This window comes from Pseudomonas borbori (genome assembly GCF_900115555.1).
GTDB lineage: Bacteria > Pseudomonadota > Gammaproteobacteria > Pseudomonadales > Pseudomonadaceae > Aquipseudomonas > Aquipseudomonas borbori.
In genome coordinates this window covers 213,397-236,407 of record NZ_FOWX01000003.1, presented here as the reverse complement: position 1 = coordinate 236,407, position 23,011 = coordinate 213,397, and the positions used below count along the sequence as shown (strand labels likewise).

Sequence of the window (23,011 nt, the reverse complement as noted above, 5' to 3'; positions counted from 1 at the left end):
AGATGCCAGTGGGCTCTCTGTAGAAGCGACGGGACCGCCCAGTCCTTGGCCGCGGTTGGGGGTTCGCGGGCATGGCCCGCTCTTACTCGACGAACAATTGCTGCACCACCGAGAAATCCTGCTGGCCCTTGCCCTGCTTGAGCAGCAGGCGATAGATCTGCAGGGCCAGGGCGCCCATCGGAGTGCTGCTGGCGGTGACCTGCGCGGCTTCCTGGGCCAGGCCGAGGTCCTTGGCCATCAATTCGGCCATGAATCCTCCTGTATAACCCTTGGAGGCCGGCGCATTCTCCATCACTCCTGGCCAGGGGTTGTATTTTTCCAGGGTCCAGTTGCCGCCGGAACTCTGGCGCATGATCTCGGCCAGCACTGCCGGCTCCAGGCCGTTGGCCACGCCCAGGGCCATGGCTTCGGCGGTGGCGATCATCTGCACCGCCAGCACCTGGTTGTTGCACACCTTGGCCACTTGGCCGGCGCCATCCGGGCCGGCGTGGAAGATGTTCTTGCCCATGGCGGCGAAGATCGGCCGGGCTTTTTCCAGGGTGGCCGCTGCGCCGCCGATCATAAAGGTCAGGGTGCCGGCCGCGGCGCCGGCGGTGCCGCCGGAAACTGGAGCGTCGAGCATCTCCAGGCCACGCCCGGCAGCGGCTTTGTGCACCTTGCGCGCGGATTCCGGGGCGATGGTCGAGCACTCCAGGACCAGGGTGCCGGGGGTGAGCAGGTGGAGCAGGCCGGCGTCGCCCAGGTACAGGCCTTCGACATGGCGGCTGGCCGGCAGCATGCTGATCACCACGTTGGCGCCTTGCACGGCGTCGGCAGCGCTGCTGGCGGCTTGCGCACCTTCCTTGGCCAGTTCGTCGATGGCGGCCTGGACCAGGTCGAAGACCTTGAGTTTGAAGCCGGCCTTGAGCAGGTTGCGGGCCATGGGCAGGCCCATATGGCCGAGGCCGATAAAGGCAATCTGGGTCATGGTTATTGTTCTCCTCGTAGGGTGCGCCGTGCGCACCGGGCGTCCATGGGGTGGTGCGCACAGCGCACCCTACAGCTGGTTACAAATCGGCCAGCGGATGCTCGCCTTCCCAGGTTGCGGCGAAGTGCGCCTCGATCACCTCGGTGGGGATGCTCGCCACATCCGGCCAGTGCCAGTGAGGGGTTTGGTCCTTGTCGATCAGGCGTGCGCGCACGCCTTCGGCGAGTTCCGGGTGGCGGCAGCAGTTCAGGCTCATGGCGTACTCCATCCGGAATACCTGGGCCAGCGACAGGTGGCGGGCACGGGCGATCTGCTGCCAGACCAGGTGTGCGCTCAGCGGGCAGCCGCCGGCCAGGGTCTTGGCGGCGCGCGCCAGCAGCGGGTCGCTGTTGTCGTGCAGGGCGGTGAGGGCGCGCCAGGCGCTGGGCAGGTCGGCCTGATCGAGCAGTGCGTCGATGCGTTCGCGGCGCGGCAGCCATTGGGCCTTCGGCAGTTCGCCGTGAGCCTCGTGTTCCAGCGCCTTGAGCAGGCTGTGCAGTTGTCGCTGCGGTTGTTCCTGCCAGTTCAGTTGCACCAGGCCTTCGAGCAGGGCGTCCTGCTGGTTGTCGAGCAGGAAGCGGTCGGCCAGGTCCAGGTCCAGGGCATCGCGGGCGTTGACGCTGCTGGCGGTGAGGCCGAGGAACAGGCCGAGCTTGCCCGGCAGGCGGGCGAGGAACCAGCTGCCGCCGACATCCGGGTACAGGCCGATATTGATTTCCGGCATGCCCAGGCGGCTCGACGGGGTGACGATGCGCACCCCTGCACCCTGCATCAGGCCCATGCCGCCGCCCAGCACATGGCCGTGGGCCCAGCAGATCAGGGGTTTCGGGTAGCTGTGGATGCGGTGGTCGAGGCGGTATTCGTCGGCGAAGAAGCGCCGCGCCAGCGGAGGCACTTCACCGGGGTGTTGGCGGCACTGCTGCACCAGTTGCACCACGTCACCGCCGGCGCAGAAGGCTTTTGCGCCGTTGCCGCGCAGCAGCACGCAGGCGATGGCCGGGTCATCCGCCCAGGCCGCGAGTTTGGCATCCAATGCCTCGATCATCGGCAGGCTCAGGGCGTTCAGGCTTTTTTCTGCATCCAGGCTGGCGATGCCGATGCGGAAACCATGCAGGCTGTGGAGTTCTTCGAAAATCACATTCATGTTGCGGGTTCCTGGTGCGCAGGGCGCACCCTACGGGAATAGGTTTATTTGTTGCGCCAGTGCGGTTCGCGTTTCTCCAGGAAGGCATTCACCCCTTCGTGGGTATCGTCGGCGTCGAACAGGTCGATGAAGCGCTCGCGCTCCTCGCTCAGCCAGGTGCTCGGGCTGCGCTCACGGGCGCCCTGGATCAGCGGTTTGATGGTGCGTACCGCCACCGGGCTCTGCCGCGCGACTTTGGCCGCCAGCAGCAGGGCATGGCCGCGCGCCTCGCCGCTGTCGACCACTTGTTCGACCAGACCGATGCGCAGGGCGGTTTCGGCGTCGATGCGCTCGCCGCAGAGGATCATGCGCTTGGCCCAGCCCTCACCGACCAGCCAGGCCAGGTGTTGGGTGCCGCCGGCGCAGGGCAGCAGGCCCACCGCGGCTTCCGGCAGAGCCATCTGGGCCTGGCGTTCGGCGATGCGCAGGTCGCAGGCCAGGGCGCACTCTAGACCGCCACCCATGGCGTAGCCGTTGATCGCGGCGATCGATACGCCGCGAAAGTCGCGTAACGCCTCGAAGGCTTCGCCGAAGCGTCGGGCCATCTCCCGGGCGCGGGCCTTGTCGCCGTCGGCGAACAGGTTGAGGTCGGCGCCGGCGCTGAAGAACTTGCCGCCCTGGCCAGTCACCACCAGGGCGTAGATGTCGTCGTCGCGGTTGAGGTGCTCGATCAGTTGCTTGAGGCCGATCAGCGATTCGCGGTCCCAGGTGTTGGCTGGTGGGTGGTTGATGGTGATCAGCGCGGTGTGGCCGTGTTTCTCCACGGTGATCTTGTGGGTCAGGTCGAAAACACCGGGATGATAGGGTTCGATGGCGTGGCTCATAAAAATCCTCGTGTCATTGGATGGGCGCGTAGGGTGCGCCGTGCGCACCAAGGCGCGTGGTACGCATGGCACACCCTACAGCAAGCGATCAAGCATGCCGCCCTGCTCGAGCAGGCGGCGGGCGATGATCACCCGCATGATCTCGTTGGTGCCTTCGAGGATCTGGTGCACGCGGCTGTCGCGCACCCAGCGTTCCAACGGGTAGTCGTTAAGATAACCGTAGCCGCCATGCAGCTGCAGCGCATCGTTGCACAGGGTAAAACAGTGATCGGTGGCGAAGCGCTTGGCCATGGCGCAGTACAGGCTGGCCTCGGCGTGGCCCCGATCCAGCTTGTGCGCGGCCAGACGCACCATCTGCCGGCTGGCCGTGAGGTCGGTGAGCATGTCGGCCAGCTTGAATTGCAGGGCCTGGAACTCGCTCAGCGGTTTGCCGAACTGTTTGCGTTCCTCGACGTAGCGCAGCGATTGTTCCAGCGCCGCCTGGGCCGCACCGAGCGAACAACTGGCAATGTTGATGCGGCCGCCGTCCAGGCCCTTCATGGCATAGACGAAGCCCTGGCCCTCGGGGCCGATGCGGTTGCCGGCGGGGATGCGCACCCCCTCGAAGGTGATGGTGCGGGTCGGCTGGGCGCGCCAGCCCATCTTCAGTTCGTTGCGCCCGTACTTCACCCCGGCGGCATCGGCCGGCACCAGGAAGCAGGAAATCCCCTTGGCGCCGCTGTCCTCGCCGCTGCGCGCCATGACGATCAGCACCTCGGTCGCACCGGCGCCGGAGATAAAGCACTTGCTGCCATCGAGCACATAATCGTCGCCGTCGCGTCTGGCCCGGGTACGCAGGTGCGCCGCGTCGGAACCGGCATCCGGCTCGGTCAGGCAGTAGGAGGCGAGCAGTTCGCCGCTGACCAGACCGGGCAGCCACTGGTCCTTGAGCGCCTGCTCGGCGAAGCTGGCGAGCATCCAGGTCGCCATGTTGTGGATGGTGAGAAAGGCCGTGGTGGCCACGCAACCGGCGGCCAGTTGCTCGAAAATCAGCGCGGCGGACAGCCGTGACAGGCCCAGGCCGCCGTCGTCGTCCTTGAGGTAGAGGGCCAGATAGCCCTGTTCGCCGGCACGCCTGATCACCTCGAGCGGGAACTGGTGGTCGCGGTCCCAGTCGGCGGCGTGGGGCGCCAGTTCACGGCTGGCGAAAGCGCGGGCGCTGTCGACCAGCAGGCGTTGTTCATCGCTGAGTTCAAAATCCATAAGTCCTCATTGCAGGGTCAGGGGTTGCCCGGCGGCGCGTCGTTCGGCCTGCCATTCGGCCAGGCTGGGCGTCGCCTGGCTGGCGTCGAGACGATCGACGATTTCAAAGTAGTCCTGTTTCAGCGGATCCTTGAGCACGTCGCTGCGCGCTTTCACTTTGACGGCATATACCGTCTGCAGGTTCTGGTGATCGAAGGCGCGCCACTCTTGCGGGCCCTTGAGTAGCTGGTAACGGTGACCTTCCAGGGCCTTGATCAGGGCTTCGCTGTCCAGGCTCTTGGCCCGCTGCGCGGCATCGGCCCATTGATAGACGATGCTGTAGGCCGAGGCGGCGGAGCTGGACGGGTAGAGCGCATAGCGCTGGCTGAAGGCTTTGACGAAGGCTTCGCCTTGGGTGGATTGCTCCAGTTTAGGCACGCGCCAGGTCCAGGGCTCGGTGCCGAGCACCCCTTGCATCAGTCCGGGGCCGGCCTGCTCGACCATGCTTTGGGTCAGGTTGGGCGCCACAATCTGCATGCGTTCGGTCAGACCGAGGTCCTTGGCGATGCGCATGGCCCGCACCAGGTCTTCGCCGAACAGCACCAGGGCCAGCACCTGGGCATTGCTCGCCGCGGCCTGGCTCAGCACATCCCTGTAATCGGCCAGGCGCGCGCCGGGGAAAGGCACCTTGAGGCCGGGATGTTTGCCGCTGTCCGCGCTGCCGGTGCTCTGGCGCAGCGAGTCTTCGGTGGTGTGGCCCCAGGTGTAGTCGGAGGTCACGTAGAAATAGCGTTGCTCCGGCAGGTGCTTGTTCAGGTACTGGCCGAGCACCCGGGCGCTCATCCAGGCGTTGTTGCACTCGCGGAACATATAGCGGTGGGCATGCTTGCCGGTGGTGTCGTTGGAGTAGGTGAGGGTGCCGAAGTACAACAGGCCGTGCTTGGCCGCGCGCTGGCCGGCGGCGATCGCCACCGCGCTGGACGAGCCACCGAACAGCATGGCCGCGCCCTCGTTGGCCAGCTTGTCGACATTGCGCTCGGCCTTGGCCGGACGCGAGGCGCTATCGCGGCTGGACAGGCGCAGCGGGCGGCCGAGCACTCCGCCCTGGGCGTTGAGTTCGTCGATGGCCAGCAAGGCGCCGCGCATCTGGGCCAATCCTTCTTCCTTATAGGGGCCGGTGCGCGGGTAATTGAGACCGAGGGTGATCGGCTCGGCGGCCTGCGCGCAGGCGGTTAATCCGGCCCACAGGGCCAGGGTGGCAGTCAGTCGTTGCATGGCAGCTCTCCTTGTTCTTTTTGTTGGAACCAGGAGAACTTTTTACGCGGTTAGACTAATTGTCGAGATCGTCTATTGGTCTAACAGACCGCTGAAAAACTACTGCGCTCGGCCATGCTGCGTTGCAACGTAGCGAAGCGGAGTAACAGCCGAAGGCTGGCCCGAAGGGCGAGCGAAGTGAGTAAATCAGGCTCGGCCTGCTCATGTACAACTCGTACACTCCGCGGCCTCGCCTGATTTCGCCTTGCCTGGCCATCGCTCGCTACATTTTTCAGCGGCCTGTCGACGTTGTTAAGCCGCTCTCATTTCAGGTGAATGGTCATGTTCGCTCCGGCCGGCGCTCCGGTGGCCACGACGTCTTCCTCGAACCAGCGGCTGGTGACGGTCTTGGTCTCGCTGTAGAAACGCACCGCCTGTTTACCGTAGGCGTGCAGGTCGCCGTAGAACGAGCCTTTCCAGCCGGTGAAGGAGAAGAACGGCAGCGGTACCGGAATCGCCACGTTGATCCCGACCTGGCCGACGTTCACCGCATGCTGGTAGTGCCGCGCGGCGCCGCCTGCGCGGGTGAAGATACTGGTGCCGTTGCCGTAGGGGCTGGCGTTGACCAGGGCGATGGCCTCATCCAGGCTGTCGACCTCCATGCACACCAGCACCGGGCCGAAGATCTCTTCGCGGTACAGGCCCATCTTGCTGGTCACCCCGCGGAACAGGGTCGGGCCGAGCCAGTTGCCGTGCGGGAAGCCCTCCACCTCGCAGTGCGAGCCGTCGAGCAGGCACTCGGCGCCTTCCGCCTTGCCTTCGGCGATCAGGCGCAGCACCCGTTGCTTGGCCTGCTGGCTGATCAGCGGGCCGAAAGCGGCGTGGTCGTCGATCCAGTAACCGGGTTGCAGCTCGGCCATCTGCGCCTGCAACTCATCGATCCACTGTTTCGACTCGCCGACGAACACCGCCACGCTGATCGCCATGCAGCGCTGGCCGGCGGCGCCGCAACTGGCGCCGACCAGGTTGCTCAGCACCTGCTGCTTGTTCGCGTCGGGCATGATCACCATATGGTTCTTCGCCCCGGCGAAGGCCTGCACGCGCTTCAGGTGGGCGGTGCCGGTGCGGTAGATGTGCTGGCCGACCGGTACCGAGCCGACGAAGGAGATAGCGCGGATATCCGGGTGGGTGAGCAGGCTGTCGACCACCTCGCGGGCGCCGTGCAGCACCTGCAGCACACCCTTGGGCGCGCCGGCCTCGATAAACAGCTCGGCCAGGCGGTTGGGGGTCATCGGGTCCTGTTCGGACGGCTTGAGGATGAAGCAGTTGCCGGCGGCGATGGCCAGGGGAAACATCCACAGCGGAATCATCGCCGGGAAGTTGAACGGGGTGATGCCGACGCACACGCCGAGCGGCTGGATCCAGCTGGCAGTGTCGATATCGCGGGCCACGTTCTCCATGGTCTCGCCCATCATCAGGCTGGCGATATTGGCCGCCTGCTCGACCACCTCGATGCCGCGCCAGACGTCGCCCTTGGCATCGGCCAGGGTCTTGCCGGTTTCCTTGGCGAGGATTTGCGCCAGTTCGTCATGGTGTTCCTTGAGCAGGTGCTGGTAACGCAGCATCAGCCGCGCGCGATCGGACACCGGCACTTCGCGCCAGGTGAGGAACGCCGCTTTGGCACTGGCGATGGCGGCTTCGATATCCTCGGCCGTGGCTTTGGGTGCCAGGGCCAGCACTTCCTGGGTCGCCGGGTCGGTGACTTCGATGAATTCGCGGGTATGGCTTTCGCGCCATTCGCCCTCGATCAACTGCGGGATTACCTTGCTCATCGCGCTCTCCACTTCCGGCCCGGGACAGGCCCTGTCGTTGTCTAGTGTTATAGCCGGCTCAAGGGCGCTTGTGGATTGACGATCTTGGTCAATGGATGGACGATCTTGTTGTTGGGTTGTCGGAGCGCACATGAACGATCGGGTGGAAACATCGAACTGGCCATTGCCGGCCAACGGCGTGCGCTTTATCACCCCGCCGCGCCTGCGCCGCCTGTTAAGCCACCATCCACTGGCTTGTGGCTGTTATCCGCTGGCGCTGGGTTTTTATCCGGAGGCTGGCGGGCACCGGATGAAGCGGCCGCTGCCGGACGATCATCTGCTGATCTATTGCCGCGCCGGTCAGGGCTGGCTGGAGACCGGGGATGGACGAATCGCTGTCGCTGGTGGCGATCTGCTGCTGTTGCCCAAGGGTAGCCCCCATGCCTATGGCGCGGATCCGGGCAAACCCTGGACGCTGTACTGGGTGCACTTCGATGGCGAACTGGCGGCGGAGTTCCTGCGCCCGTTGGGCAAGGGGCCGATCTGGCGCATCGGCGTGCAACCGCGCCTGCTGGCCGAATTCGATGCGCTGCTCAATCTGCGCAAGCAGGGCCTGAACCTGGCGCACTTCATCTATGCCGCCCACCAGTTGCAGGCGCTGCTGGCCTCCCTGGCGGTGCTGCCGGCGCGGGCCACGTTGAAATCGGGGCGGGTGCTGGACGTCGATGCGGTGCAGGCGGTGATGCGTGCCCACCTGCACGGCTCGCTGAATCTCGACGAACTGGCGGCGCAGTTCAAGTTGTCGCGCTTTCACTTCGCCAAGACCTACCGCGCCCTCACCGGCCATGCACCTATCCAGGATTTCATCCAGCTGAAAATGGCCCACGCCTGCCGCCTGCTCGACGAGGGCCAGCAGGGCATCCGCCAGGTCGCCGAACAGCTGGGCTACGAGGACGTCTACTACTTCTCGCGCTTGTTTCGCAAAGTGGTGGGCATGGCGCCCAGCCATTACCGGGCGCTGCACCAGGGCTGATACGGGCAACGCCTTGACTTGGCTGTGAGGCTTGTCTAGCGTGCCGTCTTCGTTCGCAAATCCAGGGAACCAGGCATGACCTCCGCCGATAACATTAGGCTCGAAGCGGGCTGGAAAGAGGCTCTGCGCGAGGAGTTCGCCAAGCCCTACATGCAGGCGCTGGCCGACTTCCTGCGCCAGGAGAAGGCCGCCGGCAAGGAGGTCTATCCGCCCGGTGCGCTGATCTTCAATGCACTCAACTCCACCCCGCTGGAGCGGGTCAAGGTGGTGATCATCGGCCAGGACCCCTACCACGGCCCGGAGCAGGCCCATGGCCTGTGCTTCTCGGTGCAGCCGGGGGTAGCGACGCCACCGTCGTTGCTGAATATCTACAAGGAACTCAAGCGCGACCTGAATATCGACATCGCCACCCACGGTTGCCTGCAGCACTGGGCCGAGCAGGGCGTGCTGTTGCTCAACACCTCGTTGACGGTCGAGCGCGGCATCGCCGGCTCCCATGCGGACAAGGGTTGGGGGGTATTTACCGACCGGGTGATCGAGGTGGTCAGTCAGCAGCGGCCGCACTTGGTCTTTCTGCTCTGGGGCAAGCATGCGCAGAGCAAGGCCCGCCTGATCGACCCGAGCAAGCACCTGGTGCTGTGTTCGCCGCATCCCTCGCCGCTGTCGGCCCACCGCGGTTTTATCGGCAACGGCCATTTCAGCCGTTGCAACAAGTTCCTCGTGCAGCACGGCATGACCCCTATCGACTGGCGCCTGCCGCCACTCTAGCTGACGCACAGACCTGCCCGGCAAACTCGTAACGCAGATTGCGCAGGCGCCGGCTCAGGCGCTCGCGCTGTTGGATATCGGCGCTGCCGAGCAGGTCGCTGAACAGCTCGGCCAGCGCTTGCCGTGAGCGTGAGTAGGCGGCGCGGTAGTCGGCTGTGTAGACGCTGTCACGCTCCTGCAGCAAACGGGTCAGGCGCGCGGGGAAGTCGGCACTGCGCCGTGCATCGAGCACCACGCGAAATTCCGTCTGCCAGCGCAGGCGGTTGTCCAGCCACAGACGATTCTGCCCACCTAGGCTGTGCGCCCACTCGGCGATATGGGCCTGCTGCACGTCATTCAGCCGACCGAGCCAGGGGCGCAGGCGTTTCTGCATGCGCGTAGCGCGTTGGCTGATCTGGACCGCCAGGGGCGGTTCGAGAAAGTCCTGGCTATCCTCGCGGTTGTCTTCAGCCATGGCGGCATACAGCTCGGCGACTTGTCGGGGGCTGAGGCCTTGCAGCAGCTCGATGGCGGTCGGGGTGATTGCGCCCGTGATGCGCTCGAGTGCCCCATCCAGCTCGGCGAACTGCTCGCTCAATTGGCTGGCGCTGGGCTGCGCTTGCTCGAGCAGCGCTTCGCTGCGCTGCAGCCAGTCGATATAGCGCGGCAATTCGCTGCTGCAGTGCCAGTCCAGATGGGCCTGCAGGCGCGGCTTGAGCCAGGCCTGCTGTTCGCGGTTCAGGCTCAGGTAATCGTTCAGCCGCCAGGGGATCAGCCAGTCGAGATTGCGATAGGCCAGGCCGACCCGGCTGCAGGCGGCCAACAGCAGGCTGAGGGCGATCAGCAGGAGCAGGTTGTTGATCAGGGGCCAGCGGGGCAGGGTCATGGGGTTGACCTCGGCGGCTCTAGGAGGAGTCTGCAGGGTAGGTCAAGGGAGGGCGCGTGCGTCGGGGTTGAAATATTCGGCAAAAAAGAGCCCGCGCGAGGCGGGCTAAACGTGGTCGAAATTTGCGTAGGGATGCTAGCTGCGCTGCCACAGCCTGAACAGCGGCTCGGCCAGGAACATCACCAGAAACAGGCGCAGCACCTGCAGCGCGGTGACCAGCGCCACCGACAGCTGCAGGGCTTCGGCAGTCAGGCACAGTTCGGTGATGCCGCCGGGCATCATGCCGAGCATCAGCGAGCTCTGGTCTTCGCCGGCCAGCCAGCCGAGGGCCTTGGCCAGCAGCGCGGCACTGAGCATGGCGAGCAGGCTGAACAGCAGGATGCGGCCGAGGAAGGCCGGCGCGCTGCGAAAGAAGGTGCGGTCGAAGTGACAGCCCAGGGCGCAGCCGATCAGCCACTGGCCGGCCTGGCCCAGACCGTTCGGCAAGCCGATGTGCAGGTCGAAGCCGACGCTGGCGACGGCGCACACCGTCAGCGGGCCGAGCATCCAGGGGTTGGGTTGTTTGAGTCTTTTCCACAGCAGCGCCAGCAGGGCGCCGGCGGGCAATAGCGTGGCCAACCAGTAGCCGTTCACCGCCGCCGCTGGGGGCGGGTCGATGGGCGGCAGGCTCCAGGTGAAGATGGCCGGAACCAGCAGCACCACCAGCAACAGGCGCAGGCTGTGCGCCGCTGCGACCTGGGCGATCTGGGCGTCGTGGCGTTGCGCCAGGTTGACCATCTCGCTGGCACCGCCCGGCATGCTGGCAAAGAACGCGGTCGCCCGGTCGACCCCGGCGCGGCGCAACAGGGCGATGCCGATCAGACTGAGCAGCAGGGTCAGCAGGGCGCCAGTCAGGATCACGCCGAAATGGCCGAGCAGCTGGCCCATCACCTCGCCGGTGAAGTGCAGGCCGATGCCGCTGGCGACCAGCCATTGTCCGGTTTGTCGGCCGCCGGGAACTTCGCTGACCAGCCAGCCGCTGCAGCGTACGACGATGACTGCCAGCAACGAGCCGATGATCCACGGCAAAGGCCAGCCGATCAGGCTGGCCAGGTAGCCGCCGATCAGGCCGATCAGCGGCGTGGCCCAGTAGCGACGCCACTGGGCCAGGGCGGAGGGCTTAGGCATTGGCGACCTGAGCGGTGCGCCGTGCACGCCACCAGCGCAGGGCTGGCATGCCCAGCATCAGTGCAGTCAGAGCCCACAGGCACAGGCTGATCGGGCTGCTCCACAGGATGTTCAGGTCGCCCGCCGAGATCGACAGGGCGCGGCGCAGGTTGTCTTCCATCAGTTCGCCGAGAACGAAGCCGAGGATCAGTGCCGACAGCGGGAACTCCAGCTTGCGCAGGATGTAACCGAACACGCCGAGGCCGATCATCAGTACCAGGTCGAAGGTGGTGCTGTGCACCGCATAGACGCCGACCATGCTGATCGCGGTGATCGCCGGCACCAGTATCCAGTTGGGTACGCTGAGCATGCGGGCGAACAGGCCGACCAGCGGGATGTTCATCACCAGCAGGATCACGTTGCCGATGAACAGCGAGGCGATCAGGCCCCAGACCACGTCCGGTTGCTGTTCGAACAACAGTGGGCCGGGGGTGATGTTGTACAGGGTCAGGGCGCCGATCATCACCGCAGTGGTGCCCGAACCCGGTACGCCGAGGGTCAGCATGGGGATCAGCGAACCGCAGGCCGAGGCGTTGTTGGCCGCTTCCGGGGCGGCCAGGCCGCGCAGGTCGCCTTCGCCGAACTTGCCCGAGCTGCCGGCCATGCGCTTCTCGCTCATGTAGGTCATGGCGCTGGCGATAGTCGCCCCGGCGCCCGGCAGCACGCCGATGACAAAGCCAGCCACGGCGCTGCGCACCATGGTCCAGAAGGTGAAGCAGAACTCCTTGAAGTTGAACAGCAGGCGGCCGCTGGTTTTCACTGCTTTCTGCCCGCTGTGGGTTTTTTCCAGCATCAACAGCACTTCGCTGACGCTGAAGAAGCCGATCACCACGATGATGAACTGGATACCGTCGGACAGGCTGACGCTGCCGAAGGTGAAGCGGTAGACGCCGGTGGTCGAATCCACCCCGACCGTGGCCAGGGCCAGGCCGATCAGGGCCGCCATCAGGGTCTTCACCGGTTTGTCGCCGACCATGCCGCCGAGGCAGGCGATGGCGAAGATCATCAGCACGAAGTATTCGGCCGGGCCAAAGGCCACCGCCCATTTCGCCAGCAGCGGGGCGAACAGCACCACGCCGCAGGTGGCGATCATGCTGCCGATAAAGGAGCTTACGGCGGATAGGGACAGGGCAATGCCGGCCTTGCCCTGACGGGCCAGCGGGTAGCCGTCGAGGGTGGTCATCACCGCGGCGGCGTCGCCCGGCACGTTAAGCAGAATGGCCGAGATACGTCCGCCGTACTCGCAGCCCAGGTACACGGCGGCCAGCAGGATCAGGGCGGTTTCCGGCGGCAGGCCGAGGGCGAAGGCCAGCGGCAGCAGCAGCGCCACGCCGTTGATCGGGCCCAGGCCCGGCAGCAGGCCGACGATGGTGCCGACGAAGGCACCGAACAGGGCGACCATCAGGTTTTCCGGCCGGGTGGCGACTTCGAAACCCTGCATCAAGAAATTCAGCGTTTCCATTTTCAGCTCTCCACGAAGGCTTCGAACAGGCCGAGCGGTAGCGGCACATCCAGCAGGTAATCGAACAGGCCATAGAGCAGCACACCCATCAGCACACCGCTGATGGCGCAGGGCAGCAGGCGACCGGTGAACAGCAGGCCGAGGGCGAAGGTACCCAGGGCGGTGCTGATGATGAACCCGAGGGATTCGAACAGCAGGGCGTAGGCCAGCAGGGTCAGCATGCACAGTACCGAGCGCAAGGCGCTGGAGCTGTCCAACTTCTGCTCGCGCAGGCCGGGCTTGACCAGTAGCCACAGCGAACCGGCGGCCATCAGGGTCAGCAGCAACAGGGGGTAGGCGCGGGGGCCGACCGGGTCGTAGGCGAAGGGTGCCTGGAAGCCCCAGGCAAGGACGGCGAGTCCGGCGCAGAACAGCAGCCAGGTCGCAGCGAACAGGCGGACGTACATGGTGGGTTACCTAATTGAGGGTCAGGGAGGAGCGAGGCATAGAGCCGCAGGATGGCCGGGCCGCGTGGGCCGGCCATCCTGGGTGCCGGCGTTTTACTCCTGCATCAGGCCGAAGGCGTCGGCCAACACCTTGTACTCCTCGACCTGCTTGAAGACGAAGGCTTGCAGCTCGTCGCCAGTCATCGACAGCGGCAGCAGGTCGCGTTGTTCACGCAGCTTGGCGAAGTCCTCGCTGGCGAGCAGGCTGTCGAACTGCTGTTTCCACCAGTCGTACTGCTCGTCGCTGACCTCGGGGCCGACATAGAAGCCGCGGATCACCGGCCAGGTCATGTCGTAGCCCTGCTCCTTGGCCGTGGGGATCTCGGCCAGCTTGCCCGGCAGGCGCTCGTCGGATAGTACCGCGAGGATGCGCACCTTCTTCGCTTCCAGTTGCGGGGTAACTTCACCCAGGCCGCTGCTGGTCACCTGCACGTGGCCGCCGAGCATGGCGGTGAGGGTTTCGCCGCCGCCCTCGAAGGCGACGTAACGCAGGTTCTTCGGATCGATGCCGGCCAGGCGGGCGATCAGTGCGGTCTGCATCCAGTCCTGGCCGCCGATGGTGGCGCCAGCGCCGAAGACGATGCTCGACGGGTCTTTTTTCAGCGCCTCGACCAGGTCGGTGAGCGTCTGGTAAGGCGAGTCGGCGCGCACGGTGATGGCGCCGTAGTCGGTGCCCACCGCCGCGAGCCAGCGCACGCCGGTTTCGTCGTAACGACCGAACTTGCCTTGGGCCAGATTGAGCAAGGATCCGCTGGAGAAGGCGACAATGGTGCCTGGGTCATCGGCGCGCTGGGCGATCACTGCGTTATAGGCCACCGCGCCGACACCGCCGGGCATGTAGGTGACGCGCATCGGTGCTTTCAGCAGGCCGCTGTCTTTCAAGCCGCTTTGCGCCAGCTTGCAGGTCAGGTCGAAGCCGCCACCGGGCTTGGCCGGCGCGATGCACTCGGGGCGCTTGGGTTCGCCGGCCAGCAGCTGGCCGGCGAAGGCCAGGCAGGCGGTGGCCAGGGCGATACGGGTAAAGGCAGTTTTCATGGTTGAATCCTCTCGATTGTTATTGTGGATTACCAAATCGGCAGTGTGTAGCCGACGATCACGCGGTTCTCGTCCGCATCGCGGGCGAAGTCGGAGTGGAAGCTGGCGTTGCGCAGGCGCACGTAGAGGTTCTTCGCCGGGCCGCTCTGCACCACGTACTTGAGTTCCAGGTCGCGTTCCCACTCGCCGCCGCTCTTGGCGCTGCCGATTACGGTGGCATCGTCGCCGCGGGTGTAGCGGGCGAGGGCACTCAGGCCGGGCAGGCCGAGCGCCGCAAAGTTGTAGTCGTAACGGGCCTGCCAGGATTTTTCGTCGGGGTTGGCGAAGTCGTTGATCTGCGAGAAGTTGACCAGGTAGGGGTCACTGCCGTCGATATAGGCGTAACCGGTGTCGCCGCTCATATCCTGGTAGTTCAGGCTGAGCTTGTGGCCGCTGTGGGCATAGCTGAGTATGCCGTTGAGGGCGCGGTTGTCGACCTTGCCGGCATTCGCCGCGCCGGTGTCGTCACTGAGCATCAGGCGCAGGTCGGCGGCCAGGGTGCCGCCGCCCATTGGGTAGCTGGCGAGCAGGTTGAAGAAGTTCTGCCGGTAGATGTCGTCCAGCTCGGCGTAGAAGTAGCGGCCTTTCAGGTTCGTGTTGAACTGGTAGTCGAGGCCGGCCAGGTCCAGGTGATCGGCAGCGATGCCGCCGGGGAAGCGCTTGTTCTTGCTGTTGAGCAGCATATCCTCGGAGTTGGTCGAGGCGCGGTCGATGACCTTGTCCAGACGCCCACCGGTGAAGGTCAGGCCAGCCAGTTCCGAGGAGGTCAGCAGGCCGCCCTCGAACACCTGGGGCAGCAGGCGGCTGTCGCTGGCCTTGACCACCGGCAGTTCGGGCACGTGCGAACCGTAGCGCAGTTCGGTGGCGGAAGCCTTGACCTTGGCGGTCAGGCCCAGACGGCTGAACTCGTCTGGAGTGCCGCCGTCGTCCTGTACCGGCAGCAGGTCGGTGCCGGTGCGCCCTCCGCCGGAGTCGAGCTTGACGCCGAGCATGCCCAGGGCATCGAGGCCGAAGCCGACCGTACCTTCGGTGTAGCCGGACTGGATGTCGAGGAGGAAACCCTGGCCCCATTCTTCGCGCTTGTTCTGGCCATCGCCTTCGCGGAAATCACGATTCAGGTAGATATTGGTCATGACCAGGTTGGCGCTGCTGTCTTCGACAAAAGCGGCCTGGGCGGCAGGCGCGAGCAGCGCCGCGGATACGGCTAGGCTTAGCAGGTTCGCAGGCAGCAGGGCCTGACGGGATGCGATCGGCATCGGGTGGTCTCCATTGTTGTTTTTGTCACGGCCGCACACCACTGTGCGGACCGTTCAGGTAGGTGGGTCGAGCCACCTGGGACTGATCCTATGAGGTCAAGCTTTCGCCAAGCTTTCAGTGCTGAAAAAACGCCTGGAGCGTTTTTTGACGTCGCCTGCGACGGCCCGCAGGGTGGGCGCCAGGGATGGCGGGCCACAAAGTTTTACCGTGGCGGCTGGTCGCAGGTATTTAGACCATTCACAGGGCGCCTCGCGTCTGTAAACTGCGCCCCGGGCTGCGTGGCCGATAGCGGCCGTTGACTCGAATCCGGAGGGAGGTGGCGGTGCGAATTCTGCTGGTCGAAGACCATCCGCAACTGGCGGCAAGCGTGGCTCAGGCCCTCAAAGGCGCGGGCTGGACGGTGGATGTGCTGCACGACGGGGTGGCCGCCGACCTGGCGCTGGCCAGCGAGGACTATGCCCTGGCGATTCTCGATATCGGCCTGCCGCGCCTCGATGGTTTCCAGGTGCTGGCGCGTTTGCGCGCACGCGGCAAGACCCTGCCGGTGCTGATGCTGACCGCCCGTGGCGAGGTCAAGGATCGCGTGCACGGCCTCAACCTCGGCGCCGACGATTACCTGGCCAAACCCTTCGAGCTGAGCGAGCTGGAGGCGCGGGTCAAGGCGCTGCTGCGGCGCAGCATGCTGGGTGGCGAGCAGCAGCAGCGCTGCGGTGAACTGGTCTACGACCTGGCTACCCGGCGCTTCAGTGCGCGGGGTGAAAGCCTCAGCCTGACTTCCCGCGAGCAGGCGGTGCTGGAGGCGATGATCGCCCGGCCGGGGCGGGTGATGAGCAAGGAGCAACTGGCGGCCCAGGTGTTCGGCCTGGACGAGGAGGCCAGCGCCGACTCCATCGAGATCTACGTCCATCGCCTGCGCAAGAAGCTCGAGGGCAGCGGCGTGCGCATCGTCACCTTCCGTGGCCTGGGTTATCTGCTGGAAGCAGTCGGTGACTGAGGGGGCGCGGATTGCTGCAGTCGGTAGCCTGCGCGGGCGGCTGCTGCGGCGTCTGGCGCTGTTGCTCGCCTTGCTCCTGCTGATCGCCAGCCTGAGTGCCTACTGGAGCGCCCGGCGCGCCGCCGATACCGCTTATGACCGCACCCTGCTGGCGTCGGCGCGGGCGATTGCCCAGGGCCTGTATGCCGATGACGGCCGGCTCAAGGCCAATGTGCCCTATGTCGCCCTGGACACCTTCGCCTACGACAGCGCCGGGCGCATCTACTACCAGGTGTTGGATCTGCGCGGGCAACTGGTGTCCGGTTACGAAGACCTGCCGGCTGCGCCTGCGGGTACTCCGCGCACCGACGACTACCCGGCGCTGGCGCGTTTCTACGACGGCCTCTACCGCGGTCAGGGCGTGCGGGTGGTCAGCCTGCTGCAACCGGTCAGCGAGCCCTTGCTCAATGGTATCGCCGAGATCCGGGTGGCCGAGACCCTGGGCGCGCGCGAGCGCATGATCCGTGAGTTGCTGGTCGGCACGCTGTGGCGCATGAGCTTGCTGGCGTTCAGCGCCTTGCTGCTGGTGTGGCTGGCGGTGAGTGCTGCGCTGCGCCCCCTGGACCTGTTGCGGCGGGCCGTGGCCTCGCGCGCCAGCGACGATCTGCGGCCGCTACCGGATACCGAGCTGCCGCGCGAGTTGCGCCCGCTGGTGAATGCGTTGAATCAGTTCAACGACCGCTTGCGCGACCTGTTCGAGCGCCAGTCGCAATTCATCGCCGATGCCGCCCACGAACTGCGCACGCCCCTGGCGGCGCTCAAGGCGCGGGTCGAGCTGGGTCTGCGCGCGCAGGAGCCGGCCGCCTGGCGCAGCACCCTGGAAGAGGCTGCGCAGAACACCGACCGGCTGACTCAACTGGCCAATCAACTGCTTTCGCTGGCGCGCATCGAAAGCGGCGCGCGGGCGATTGCCGAAGGCGGCGCGCAACGCCTGGATCTCAGCCAGCTGGCCCGTGAGCTGGGGTTGGCCTTGGCGCCCCTGGCCCATGCCTGCGGAATCGCCTTGGCGCTGGAGGCCGAGCAGCCGGTGTGGCTGCGCGGCGAGCCGACCCTGCTCAATGAACTGTTGTGCAACCTGGTGGATAATGCCCTGGCGCATACCCCGGTCGGTGGCAATGTGATCCTGCGGGTACTGGCGCCCGGCATCCTGGAGGTCCAGGACGATGGCCCGGGGATCCCCGCGGAGGAGCGCGAGAAGGTCTTCGAACGTTTCTATCGCCGCAGCGTGCAGGGCTCGGGCGCCGGCCTGGGCCTGGCCATCGTCGGCGAGATCTGCCGCGCGCATCGGGCCGCCATCAGCCTGCATCAGGCGCAGCCGCAGGGGTTGCTGGTACGGGTGGAGTTTGCCGTCGAGGCTGGCTGATCATGGGTGGGGATGCTGGACTCCCCACAGATACTGGGCGATCTTGCCGTTGTCCTGCAATTGCTTGAGGCCGCGGTTGAAGCATTCGAGCAGCTCGGCATTGCCGGGTACCTGGCGTGACAGCAGGAGGTGCAGAGAGGCGCTGCTCAGGGGCTTGGCGTGAAAGTTCAGTCGCGCTCGTTCCGCCGCCGTGAAGCGCTGAGCCAGCAGGCTAAGGCCGGCCTCCCGTGACATCGGGAACAGGTCGATGCGGCCTCCCAGCAGCTGACGGAATGCCACTTCGTCGCTGTTGATGCGATGCACGTTCAGCCGACCCGCCGTCTCGGCTCGCTCGAAGTCGCGGCCGTAGAAGTAGCTACGGGTGGCGCCTATGCGCAGATCCTGCAGATTATCCAGGGTGGTCCACGCGAAATTCCGGTTCTTGAGATGGAAGAAGTGCTGGTGGCTGAGCAGCACAGGGTCGCTGATGAAGAACTGCTCCTCGCGTTCGGCGTTGCGCCGCCAGACCGCGGTGCCGGTGCGTTGCCCCTGCGCGGCCATCTGCAGCGAGCGCGCCCAGGGCAGGAACTCCCACTGCACCTCGATGCCCTCGAGGGTAAAGGCTTCGTTGACGATTCGCGTGGCGACGCCCTGATGGGGCAGCTGCGCGCCGTGAAAGGGCGGCCACTCGCCCGTCGTAAGGCGAATGGGTTCCGCTATGACCAGGTCGCTAAGTAGCAGGATGACTAACAGCAGGCAGTGCTGCATGGGATCCCTCCTTCGAGCATACCGTGCTCAGTGTGATGCTCTGCAGGCTCGGGTGCAGACGACAGCTTTACTGCAGCATGCCCATGGCCGCTTCCATGGCCGCGGAGAGGTCTTCGTCGTCGTTCAGGTTCTGCTGTGGGTCCAGGCCGAGTTTGTGGAAGGCCGGAATCTGGCTCCAGTCCAGTTGGGTGTAGGGGTGTTGGCTGCCCAGGTAGCTCTGCAGGATGGCGACCTGGACGATGTCGACGTAGTCGACCTTGGCGCTGTCGCGGCTGAAGTCCAGGTGTTGGCCCGGTACCATGGCGATCAGTTCGGGGAAGTCCCAGGTGCGCAGAATCTTGTCGCCGATCAGCGGGTGAATCTGCTCGATCACATGGTTGAGGCTGATCGAGTCGGCCAGCAGTTCGTTGTGGTCTTCGGCGTAGGTGAGGATCGGCAGCACGCCGATCTGGTGGACCAGGCCGGCGAGGGTCGCCTGATCCGGCAGCAGGCGGGTGTAGTGCTTGCACAGAACGTGGCAGATCCCGGCGATTTCCGTGCTTTTGTTCCAGACTTCGCGCATCTTGCGGTCGACCACGTCCGAGGTGGCCTGGAACATCTGCTCCATCGCCAGGCCGGTGGCCAGATTGCAGGTGTAATTGATGCCCAGGCGGCTGACGGCCATCTGCAGGTCGGTGATTTCCTTGTTGGTGCGTAGCAATGGGCTGTTCACCACCTTGATGATGCGGGCGGTCAGCGCCGCATCGTTGCCGATGACCTTGCTGATCTGCGGAATGCCGATGTCCGGGTCTTCTGCCGCTTCACGGACCTTCAGGGCGACCTCCGGCAGGGTCGGCAGTACCAGATCGTCGTTGTCGATGGCCTTGATCAGTTCCTGTTGGACTTTTTCGGCAAGCTTGCTCATGGGCGGATCTCTTCGGTAATCGGCTGCAGGTGCAGGGTGGTTAGCGCTGGATTTCGCGGTTGCTGTCCAGGGTGTAGGGCAAATCCAGCAGCCTGAGCGGAAGGCCTTGCGGGGTGCCGAGGTGAATGCGGCCGTCGCTGACTGCGTCCTCCAGCAATACCGCGAGCAGCTCGAAGCCGCTGTCGCTCTGCGCGGCCAGTACCACTTCACCGACGCTGCCGCTGCGCTCGGGCGAGAACAGTTCGGTGGCCGGTGCGGGCAATTGCTCGCCGTCCACTGCCAGGCGATACAGGCGACGCTTGAGCTTGCCGAGGTACTGCATGCGCGCGACGATTTCCTGGCCGGTGTAGCAGCCCTTCTTGAAACTGACGCCGCCCAATGCCTGCAGGTTGAGCATTTGCGGGATGAACAACTCGCGGGTGGCGCCCAGCACCTGGCCGATGCCGGCGCGCACCTGGGCCAGCAACCACCGATTCAGTGGGGCGTGCGCCAGCTGTGCAGCCAACTGGGCCTGCAGGTGCTCGGCCTGGCTGGCCGGTGCCCAGAGTTCGGCGCGGCCGTCGCTCAGGCGCAGCGCCAGCAGGTCGGCGACCCGCGCCACGCTGTCGGCGTGGCCGGGCAGGTCGAGGCCGAGGCTGGCCAGCGCGGCGTCACCCTCATGCAGGCCGAAACGCACCCAGTCGGCGCTTTCGTCGATCAACTTGGACTTGCTGAATACTGCGTATTTCTGCAGGTCGAGCAGTTGCGGCTCGACCAGTTCACTGGCCATCGCCAGCAGGAAACCGTCGAACACGCTGACAACCCGGAAACTCGACAGCATGCGGCCTTTCGGGGTGCAGCGGGCACCGAGGCTGGCGCTGGCATCGCTCAGGTAATTGAGGTTGCAGGTCAGTTGGCCCTGGAGGAATTTGCTCGCATCAGGGCCGCGAACGGCGAGGACGCCTTCGTGGCTGAGGGTGGAGAAAAACGCGGAATCGGCCATAGGAATAAACAATCGCTGGATGAAAGTTAGGGGCGTCATCATAAAAGCAGCCACAAGCTACAAGCTACAAGCTTCAAGCAAAAGCAGAGAAAAGGCTTGAACGCCGGTTTGCTTAGGGCCTCACTCGAGCGGCTTGCAGGGGGCGGCCACCCGACTTGCAGCTGACTGTTATACTGCGCCGCTTCCTCCCCGTCAGGCTCTATCAAGGAACCGCTCCATGGTCGATTCGACAGAACTCAATCGCCTTTACTGGCACAGCCGTCGCGGCATGCTGGAACTGGATGTACTGCTGGTGCCATTCGTCAGGGAGGTTTATCCAACCCTCGATGAGCGGGATCGCGAGCGTTACCGCAAGCTGCTCGAGTGTGAAGACCAGGACATGTTCGGCTGGTTCATGCAGCGCGGCGAACCCGAAGATGCCGACCTGCAGCGCATGGTTCGCATGATCCTGGACCGTGTCCAGCCCAAGTGACGGTTTCGAGTGCCGCTGGCAGCCGTCGCGGCGCTTGCTGCTGCTCTACGGGTTGGTTCAGGCGCTAGCGCTGCTCAGCTTGTCGCTGGTCGAGATTCCGTGGTGGGCGCTGGCGCTGGGTGTCGCCCTGTGTCTGGGGCATGCCGCCTGGGTGTTGCCGCGGCATATTCTGCTGAGTGCGCCGCAGGCGTTCAGCGGGTTGCGCTGTACGGTCGATGGCTGGCAGTTGTGGAGTGCTTCGGGCGGCTGGCAGGTCATCCAGTTGTGCCCCGACAGCCTGGCGTTGCCGCTGGTCGTGGTGCTGCGCTTTCGCCTGGCGGGCGAGCGTCGGGTGCGCGGCCTGTGCATCCCGCACGATGCCATGGTGCGGGACATGCACAGGCGCTTGCGTGTGCGCCTGAAGTTCAGTCGCCGTAGGTGGGCGGCTGCAGAATAGTGTCTTTGGCCTCGGGTAACTGCTGCGGGTAGTCCAGGGTGTAGTGCAGGCCGCGAGATTCCTTGCGTTCCATCGCCGAGCGGATCATCAGTTCGGCCACCTGGGCCAGATTCCTCAGTTCGATCAGGTCGCGGCTGACTTTGTAATTGCTGTAGAACTCGTCGATTTCGTCGAGCAGCAGGCGCACCCGGTGTTCGGCGCGTTGCAGGCGCTTGTTGGTGCGCACGATGCCGACGTAGTCCCACATGAAGCGCCGCAGCTCATCCCAGTTGTGCGCGATGATCACGTCTTCATCCGAGTCGGTCACCTGGCTGGCGTCCCAGCACGGCAGGCCGGTCGGCATGCCGACATCGTCCAACTGCTGGACGATGTCGGCCGCCGCCGCGCGGGCATAGACGAAACACTCCAGCAGCGAGTTGCTGGCCATGCGGTTGGCCCCGTGCAGGCCGGTGAAGCTGGTTTCGCCGATGGCATACAGGCCGGGTACGTCGGTCTGGCCGGTCTGCTCGACCAGCACGCCGCCGCAGGTGTAGTGCGCAGCCGGCACTACCGGAATCGGCTCGCGGGTGATGTCGATGCCGAAATCCAGGCAGCGCTCATAGACAGTGGGGAAGTGCGCCTTGATGAAATCGGCCGGTTTGTGGCTGATATCCAGGTACACGCAGTCCACACCGAGGCGCTTCATTTCGTGGTCGATGGCGCGGGCCACGATATCGCGCGGCGCCAGTTCGGCGCGCGCATCGAAACGCTGCATGAAGCGCTCGCCGCCCGGCAGCTTGAGCAGCGCACCTTCGCCGCGCAGGGCTTCGGTGACCAGAAAACTCTTGGCCTGCGGGTGGTACAGGCAGGTCGGGTGGAACTGGTTGAACTCCAGGTTGCCGACTCGGCAGCCGGCGCGCCAGGCCATGGCGATGCCGTCGCCGCATGCACCATCCGGGTTGCTGGTGTACAGATAAACCTTGGCCGCGCCGCCGGTGGCGAGGATGACGAAGCGCGCGCCATAGGTATCAACCTCGCCGCTGGCGCGATTGAGCACATAGGCGCCCAGGCAGCGTTCGCCGGCCAGGTCGAGTTTACGCTCGGTTATCAGGTCGACCGCCACGTGCTGCTCGAGCATTTCGATATTGGCCCGCAGCCTGGCCTGTTCGAGCAGGGTCTTGAAGATCGCCGCGCCGGTGGCGTCGGCGGCGTGGATGATGCGTCGATGACTGTGACCGCCTTCGCGGGTCAGGTGAAATTCGAAGCCGCCGTCTTCGCGGGCGGTCTGGTCGTCGCGGGTGAAGGGCACGCCCTGATCGATCAGCCATTGAATCGCTTCGCGGCTATGCTCCACGGTGAAGCGCACCGCTTCTTCGCGACACAGGCCGGCACCGGCATTGAGAGTGTCTTCGACATGCGACTCGATGGTATCGGTGTCGTCCAGCACCGCTGCCACGCCACCCTGGGCCCAGTATGTCGAGCCATTGGCCAGATTGCCCTTGCTCAGCACGGCAATGCGCAGATGCTCGGGCAGTGTCAGCGCCAGCGTCAGGCCGGCGGCCCCGCTGCCGATGACCAGAACGTCGTGTTGGTGGTGTTGGCTCATGTCGTGATTCCGCAGGTAAGCGGCCCCTAGTATATAGAGC

22 protein-coding genes are annotated in these 23,011 nt (G+C 65.3%); 6 read left to right on the top strand and 16 right to left on the bottom strand.

Translation table 11 applies throughout. The features are described from left to right. Window positions 1–82: 82 nt before the first annotated feature. From mmsB to BM315_RS03700, 6 genes are all read right to left on the bottom strand, one after another. Window positions 83–967, bottom strand: coding sequence for a 3-hydroxyisobutyrate dehydrogenase (gene mmsB, locus BM315_RS03725; RefSeq protein ID WP_090497933.1), 885 nt, complete (start codon window positions 965–967; stop codon window positions 83–85). A 79-nt stretch (window positions 968–1,046) separates the two neighbouring features. Beyond that, window positions 1,047–2,150: an enoyl-CoA hydratase/isomerase family protein gene (locus BM315_RS03720; protein WP_090497931.1), complete on the bottom strand. Its 1,104-nt coding sequence runs from the start codon at window positions 2,148–2,150 to the stop codon at window positions 1,047–1,049. A gap of 44 nt (window positions 2,151–2,194) precedes the next feature. Next, window positions 2,195–3,013: an enoyl-CoA hydratase gene (locus tag BM315_RS03715; protein WP_090497929.1), complete on the bottom strand. Its 819-nt coding sequence runs from the start codon at window positions 3,011–3,013 to the stop codon at window positions 2,195–2,197. Window positions 3,014–3,088: 75 nt separating this feature from the next. Next, window positions 3,089–4,255: an isobutyryl-CoA dehydrogenase gene (locus BM315_RS03710; RefSeq protein WP_090497927.1), complete on the bottom strand. Its 1,167-nt coding sequence runs from the start codon at window positions 4,253–4,255 to the stop codon at window positions 3,089–3,091. 6 nt (window positions 4,256–4,261) lie between these two features. Further along, complete coding sequence (locus BM315_RS03705; RefSeq protein ID WP_090497925.1) at window positions 4,262–5,509, bottom strand: substrate-binding protein; 1,248 nt, start codon at window positions 5,507–5,509, stop codon at window positions 4,262–4,264. A gap of 302 nt (window positions 5,510–5,811) precedes the next feature. After that, window positions 5,812–7,320 carry a CoA-acylating methylmalonate-semialdehyde dehydrogenase gene (locus BM315_RS03700; RefSeq protein ID WP_090497923.1) on the bottom strand — a complete coding sequence of 503 codons (1,509 nt, stop codon included), beginning with the start codon at window positions 7,318–7,320 and terminating at the stop codon, window positions 5,812–5,814. A 130-nt stretch (window positions 7,321–7,450) separates the two neighbouring features. Between BM315_RS03700 and BM315_RS03695 the strand changes: the two genes are divergently transcribed. Continuing rightward, the gene (locus tag BM315_RS03695) at window positions 7,451–8,332 is read left to right on the top strand and encodes an AraC family transcriptional regulator (protein ID WP_090497922.1); all 882 of its coding nucleotides are present in this window, start codon (window positions 7,451–7,453) and stop codon (window positions 8,330–8,332) included. Between the two features lie 75 nt (window positions 8,333–8,407). Next, complete coding sequence (gene ung / locus BM315_RS03690; protein ID WP_090497918.1) at window positions 8,408–9,100, top strand: uracil-DNA glycosylase; 693 nt, start codon at window positions 8,408–8,410, stop codon at window positions 9,098–9,100. Here the strand turns inward: ung and BM315_RS03685 are convergent. From BM315_RS03685 to BM315_RS03660, 6 genes are all read right to left on the bottom strand, one after another. Then, a complete protein-coding gene (locus tag BM315_RS03685) occupies window positions 9,072–9,965 on the bottom strand; it encodes a DUF6279 family lipoprotein (RefSeq protein WP_244527243.1) in 894 nt (297 codons plus the stop codon). The two genes, ung and BM315_RS03685, sit on opposite strands and share 29 nt — an antisense overlap. Window positions 9,966–10,100: 135 nt before the next feature. Continuing rightward, window positions 10,101–11,132, bottom strand: a complete 1,032-nt coding sequence (locus BM315_RS03680) for an AbrB family transcriptional regulator (RefSeq protein ID WP_090497916.1) — start codon at window positions 11,130–11,132, stop codon at window positions 10,101–10,103. Further along, window positions 11,125–12,633, bottom strand: a complete 1,509-nt coding sequence (locus BM315_RS03675; RefSeq protein WP_090497913.1) for a tripartite tricarboxylate transporter permease — start codon at window positions 12,631–12,633, stop codon at window positions 11,125–11,127. Before BM315_RS03675 ends, BM315_RS03680 begins: the two co-directional genes overlap by 8 nt. 2 nt (window positions 12,634–12,635) lie before the next feature. Further along, window positions 12,636–13,079 carry a tripartite tricarboxylate transporter TctB family protein gene (locus BM315_RS03670; RefSeq protein WP_090497911.1) on the bottom strand — a complete coding sequence of 148 codons (444 nt, stop codon included), beginning with the start codon at window positions 13,077–13,079 and terminating at the stop codon, window positions 12,636–12,638. A 93-nt stretch (window positions 13,080–13,172) separates the two neighbouring features. Continuing rightward, the gene (locus BM315_RS03665) at window positions 13,173–14,153 is read right to left on the bottom strand and encodes a Bug family tripartite tricarboxylate transporter substrate binding protein (protein ID WP_090497908.1); all 981 of its coding nucleotides are present in this window, start codon (window positions 14,151–14,153) and stop codon (window positions 13,173–13,175) included. A gap of 29 nt (window positions 14,154–14,182) precedes the next feature. Beyond that, a complete protein-coding gene (locus tag BM315_RS03660) occupies window positions 14,183–15,448 on the bottom strand; it encodes an OprD family porin (protein WP_090497906.1) in 1,266 nt (421 codons plus the stop codon). Between the two features lie 323 nt (window positions 15,449–15,771). Here BM315_RS03660 and BM315_RS03655 point away from each other — a divergent pair, with 323 nt between their 5' ends. Both BM315_RS03655 and BM315_RS03650 read left to right on the top strand, forming a co-directional pair. Then, window positions 15,772–16,443, top strand: a complete 672-nt coding sequence (locus BM315_RS03655; RefSeq protein ID WP_090497904.1) for a response regulator — start codon at window positions 15,772–15,774, stop codon at window positions 16,441–16,443. Window positions 16,444–16,453: 10 nt separating this feature from the next. Then, a complete protein-coding gene (locus tag BM315_RS03650; protein ID WP_090497951.1) occupies window positions 16,454–17,845 on the top strand; it encodes a sensor histidine kinase in 1,392 nt (463 codons plus the stop codon). Here BM315_RS03650 and BM315_RS03645 read toward each other — a convergent pair whose 3' ends face one another. The 3 genes from BM315_RS03645 to ygfZ form a co-directional block, all read right to left on the bottom strand. Beyond that, on the bottom strand, window positions 17,846–18,592 hold the full coding sequence (locus BM315_RS03645) for a substrate-binding periplasmic protein (RefSeq protein WP_090497902.1): 747 nt from the start codon (window positions 18,590–18,592) through the stop codon (window positions 17,846–17,848). Between the two features lie 67 nt (window positions 18,593–18,659). Beyond that, window positions 18,660–19,496 (bottom strand): HDOD domain-containing protein, encoded by an 837-nt coding sequence (locus tag BM315_RS03640; RefSeq protein ID WP_090497899.1) that lies wholly within the window; start codon window positions 19,494–19,496, stop codon window positions 18,660–18,662. Between the two features lie 40 nt (window positions 19,497–19,536). Next, window positions 19,537–20,478, bottom strand: coding sequence for a CAF17-like 4Fe-4S cluster assembly/insertion protein YgfZ (ygfZ, locus tag BM315_RS03635; RefSeq protein ID WP_090497897.1), 942 nt, complete (start codon window positions 20,476–20,478; stop codon window positions 19,537–19,539). 217 nt (window positions 20,479–20,695) lie between these two features. On the opposite strand from ygfZ, the gene BM315_RS03630 reads away from it, so the two are divergent. Both BM315_RS03630 and BM315_RS03625 read left to right on the top strand, forming a co-directional pair. Further along, window positions 20,696–20,950 (top strand): FAD assembly factor SdhE, encoded by a 255-nt coding sequence (locus BM315_RS03630; RefSeq protein ID WP_090497894.1) that lies wholly within the window; start codon window positions 20,696–20,698, stop codon window positions 20,948–20,950. After that, the gene (locus tag BM315_RS03625; RefSeq protein WP_090497893.1) at window positions 20,934–21,386 is read left to right on the top strand and encodes a protein YgfX; all 453 of its coding nucleotides are present in this window, start codon (window positions 20,934–20,936) and stop codon (window positions 21,384–21,386) included. The genes BM315_RS03630 and BM315_RS03625 overlap by 17 nt, the downstream gene beginning before the upstream one ends. Here BM315_RS03625 and nadB read toward each other — a convergent pair. Continuing rightward, a complete protein-coding gene (gene nadB / locus BM315_RS03620) occupies window positions 21,355–22,971 on the bottom strand; it encodes an L-aspartate oxidase (RefSeq protein ID WP_090497892.1) in 1,617 nt (538 codons plus the stop codon). The genes BM315_RS03625 and nadB overlap by 32 nt on opposite strands. Between the last annotated feature and the right edge of the window lie 40 nt (window positions 22,972–23,011).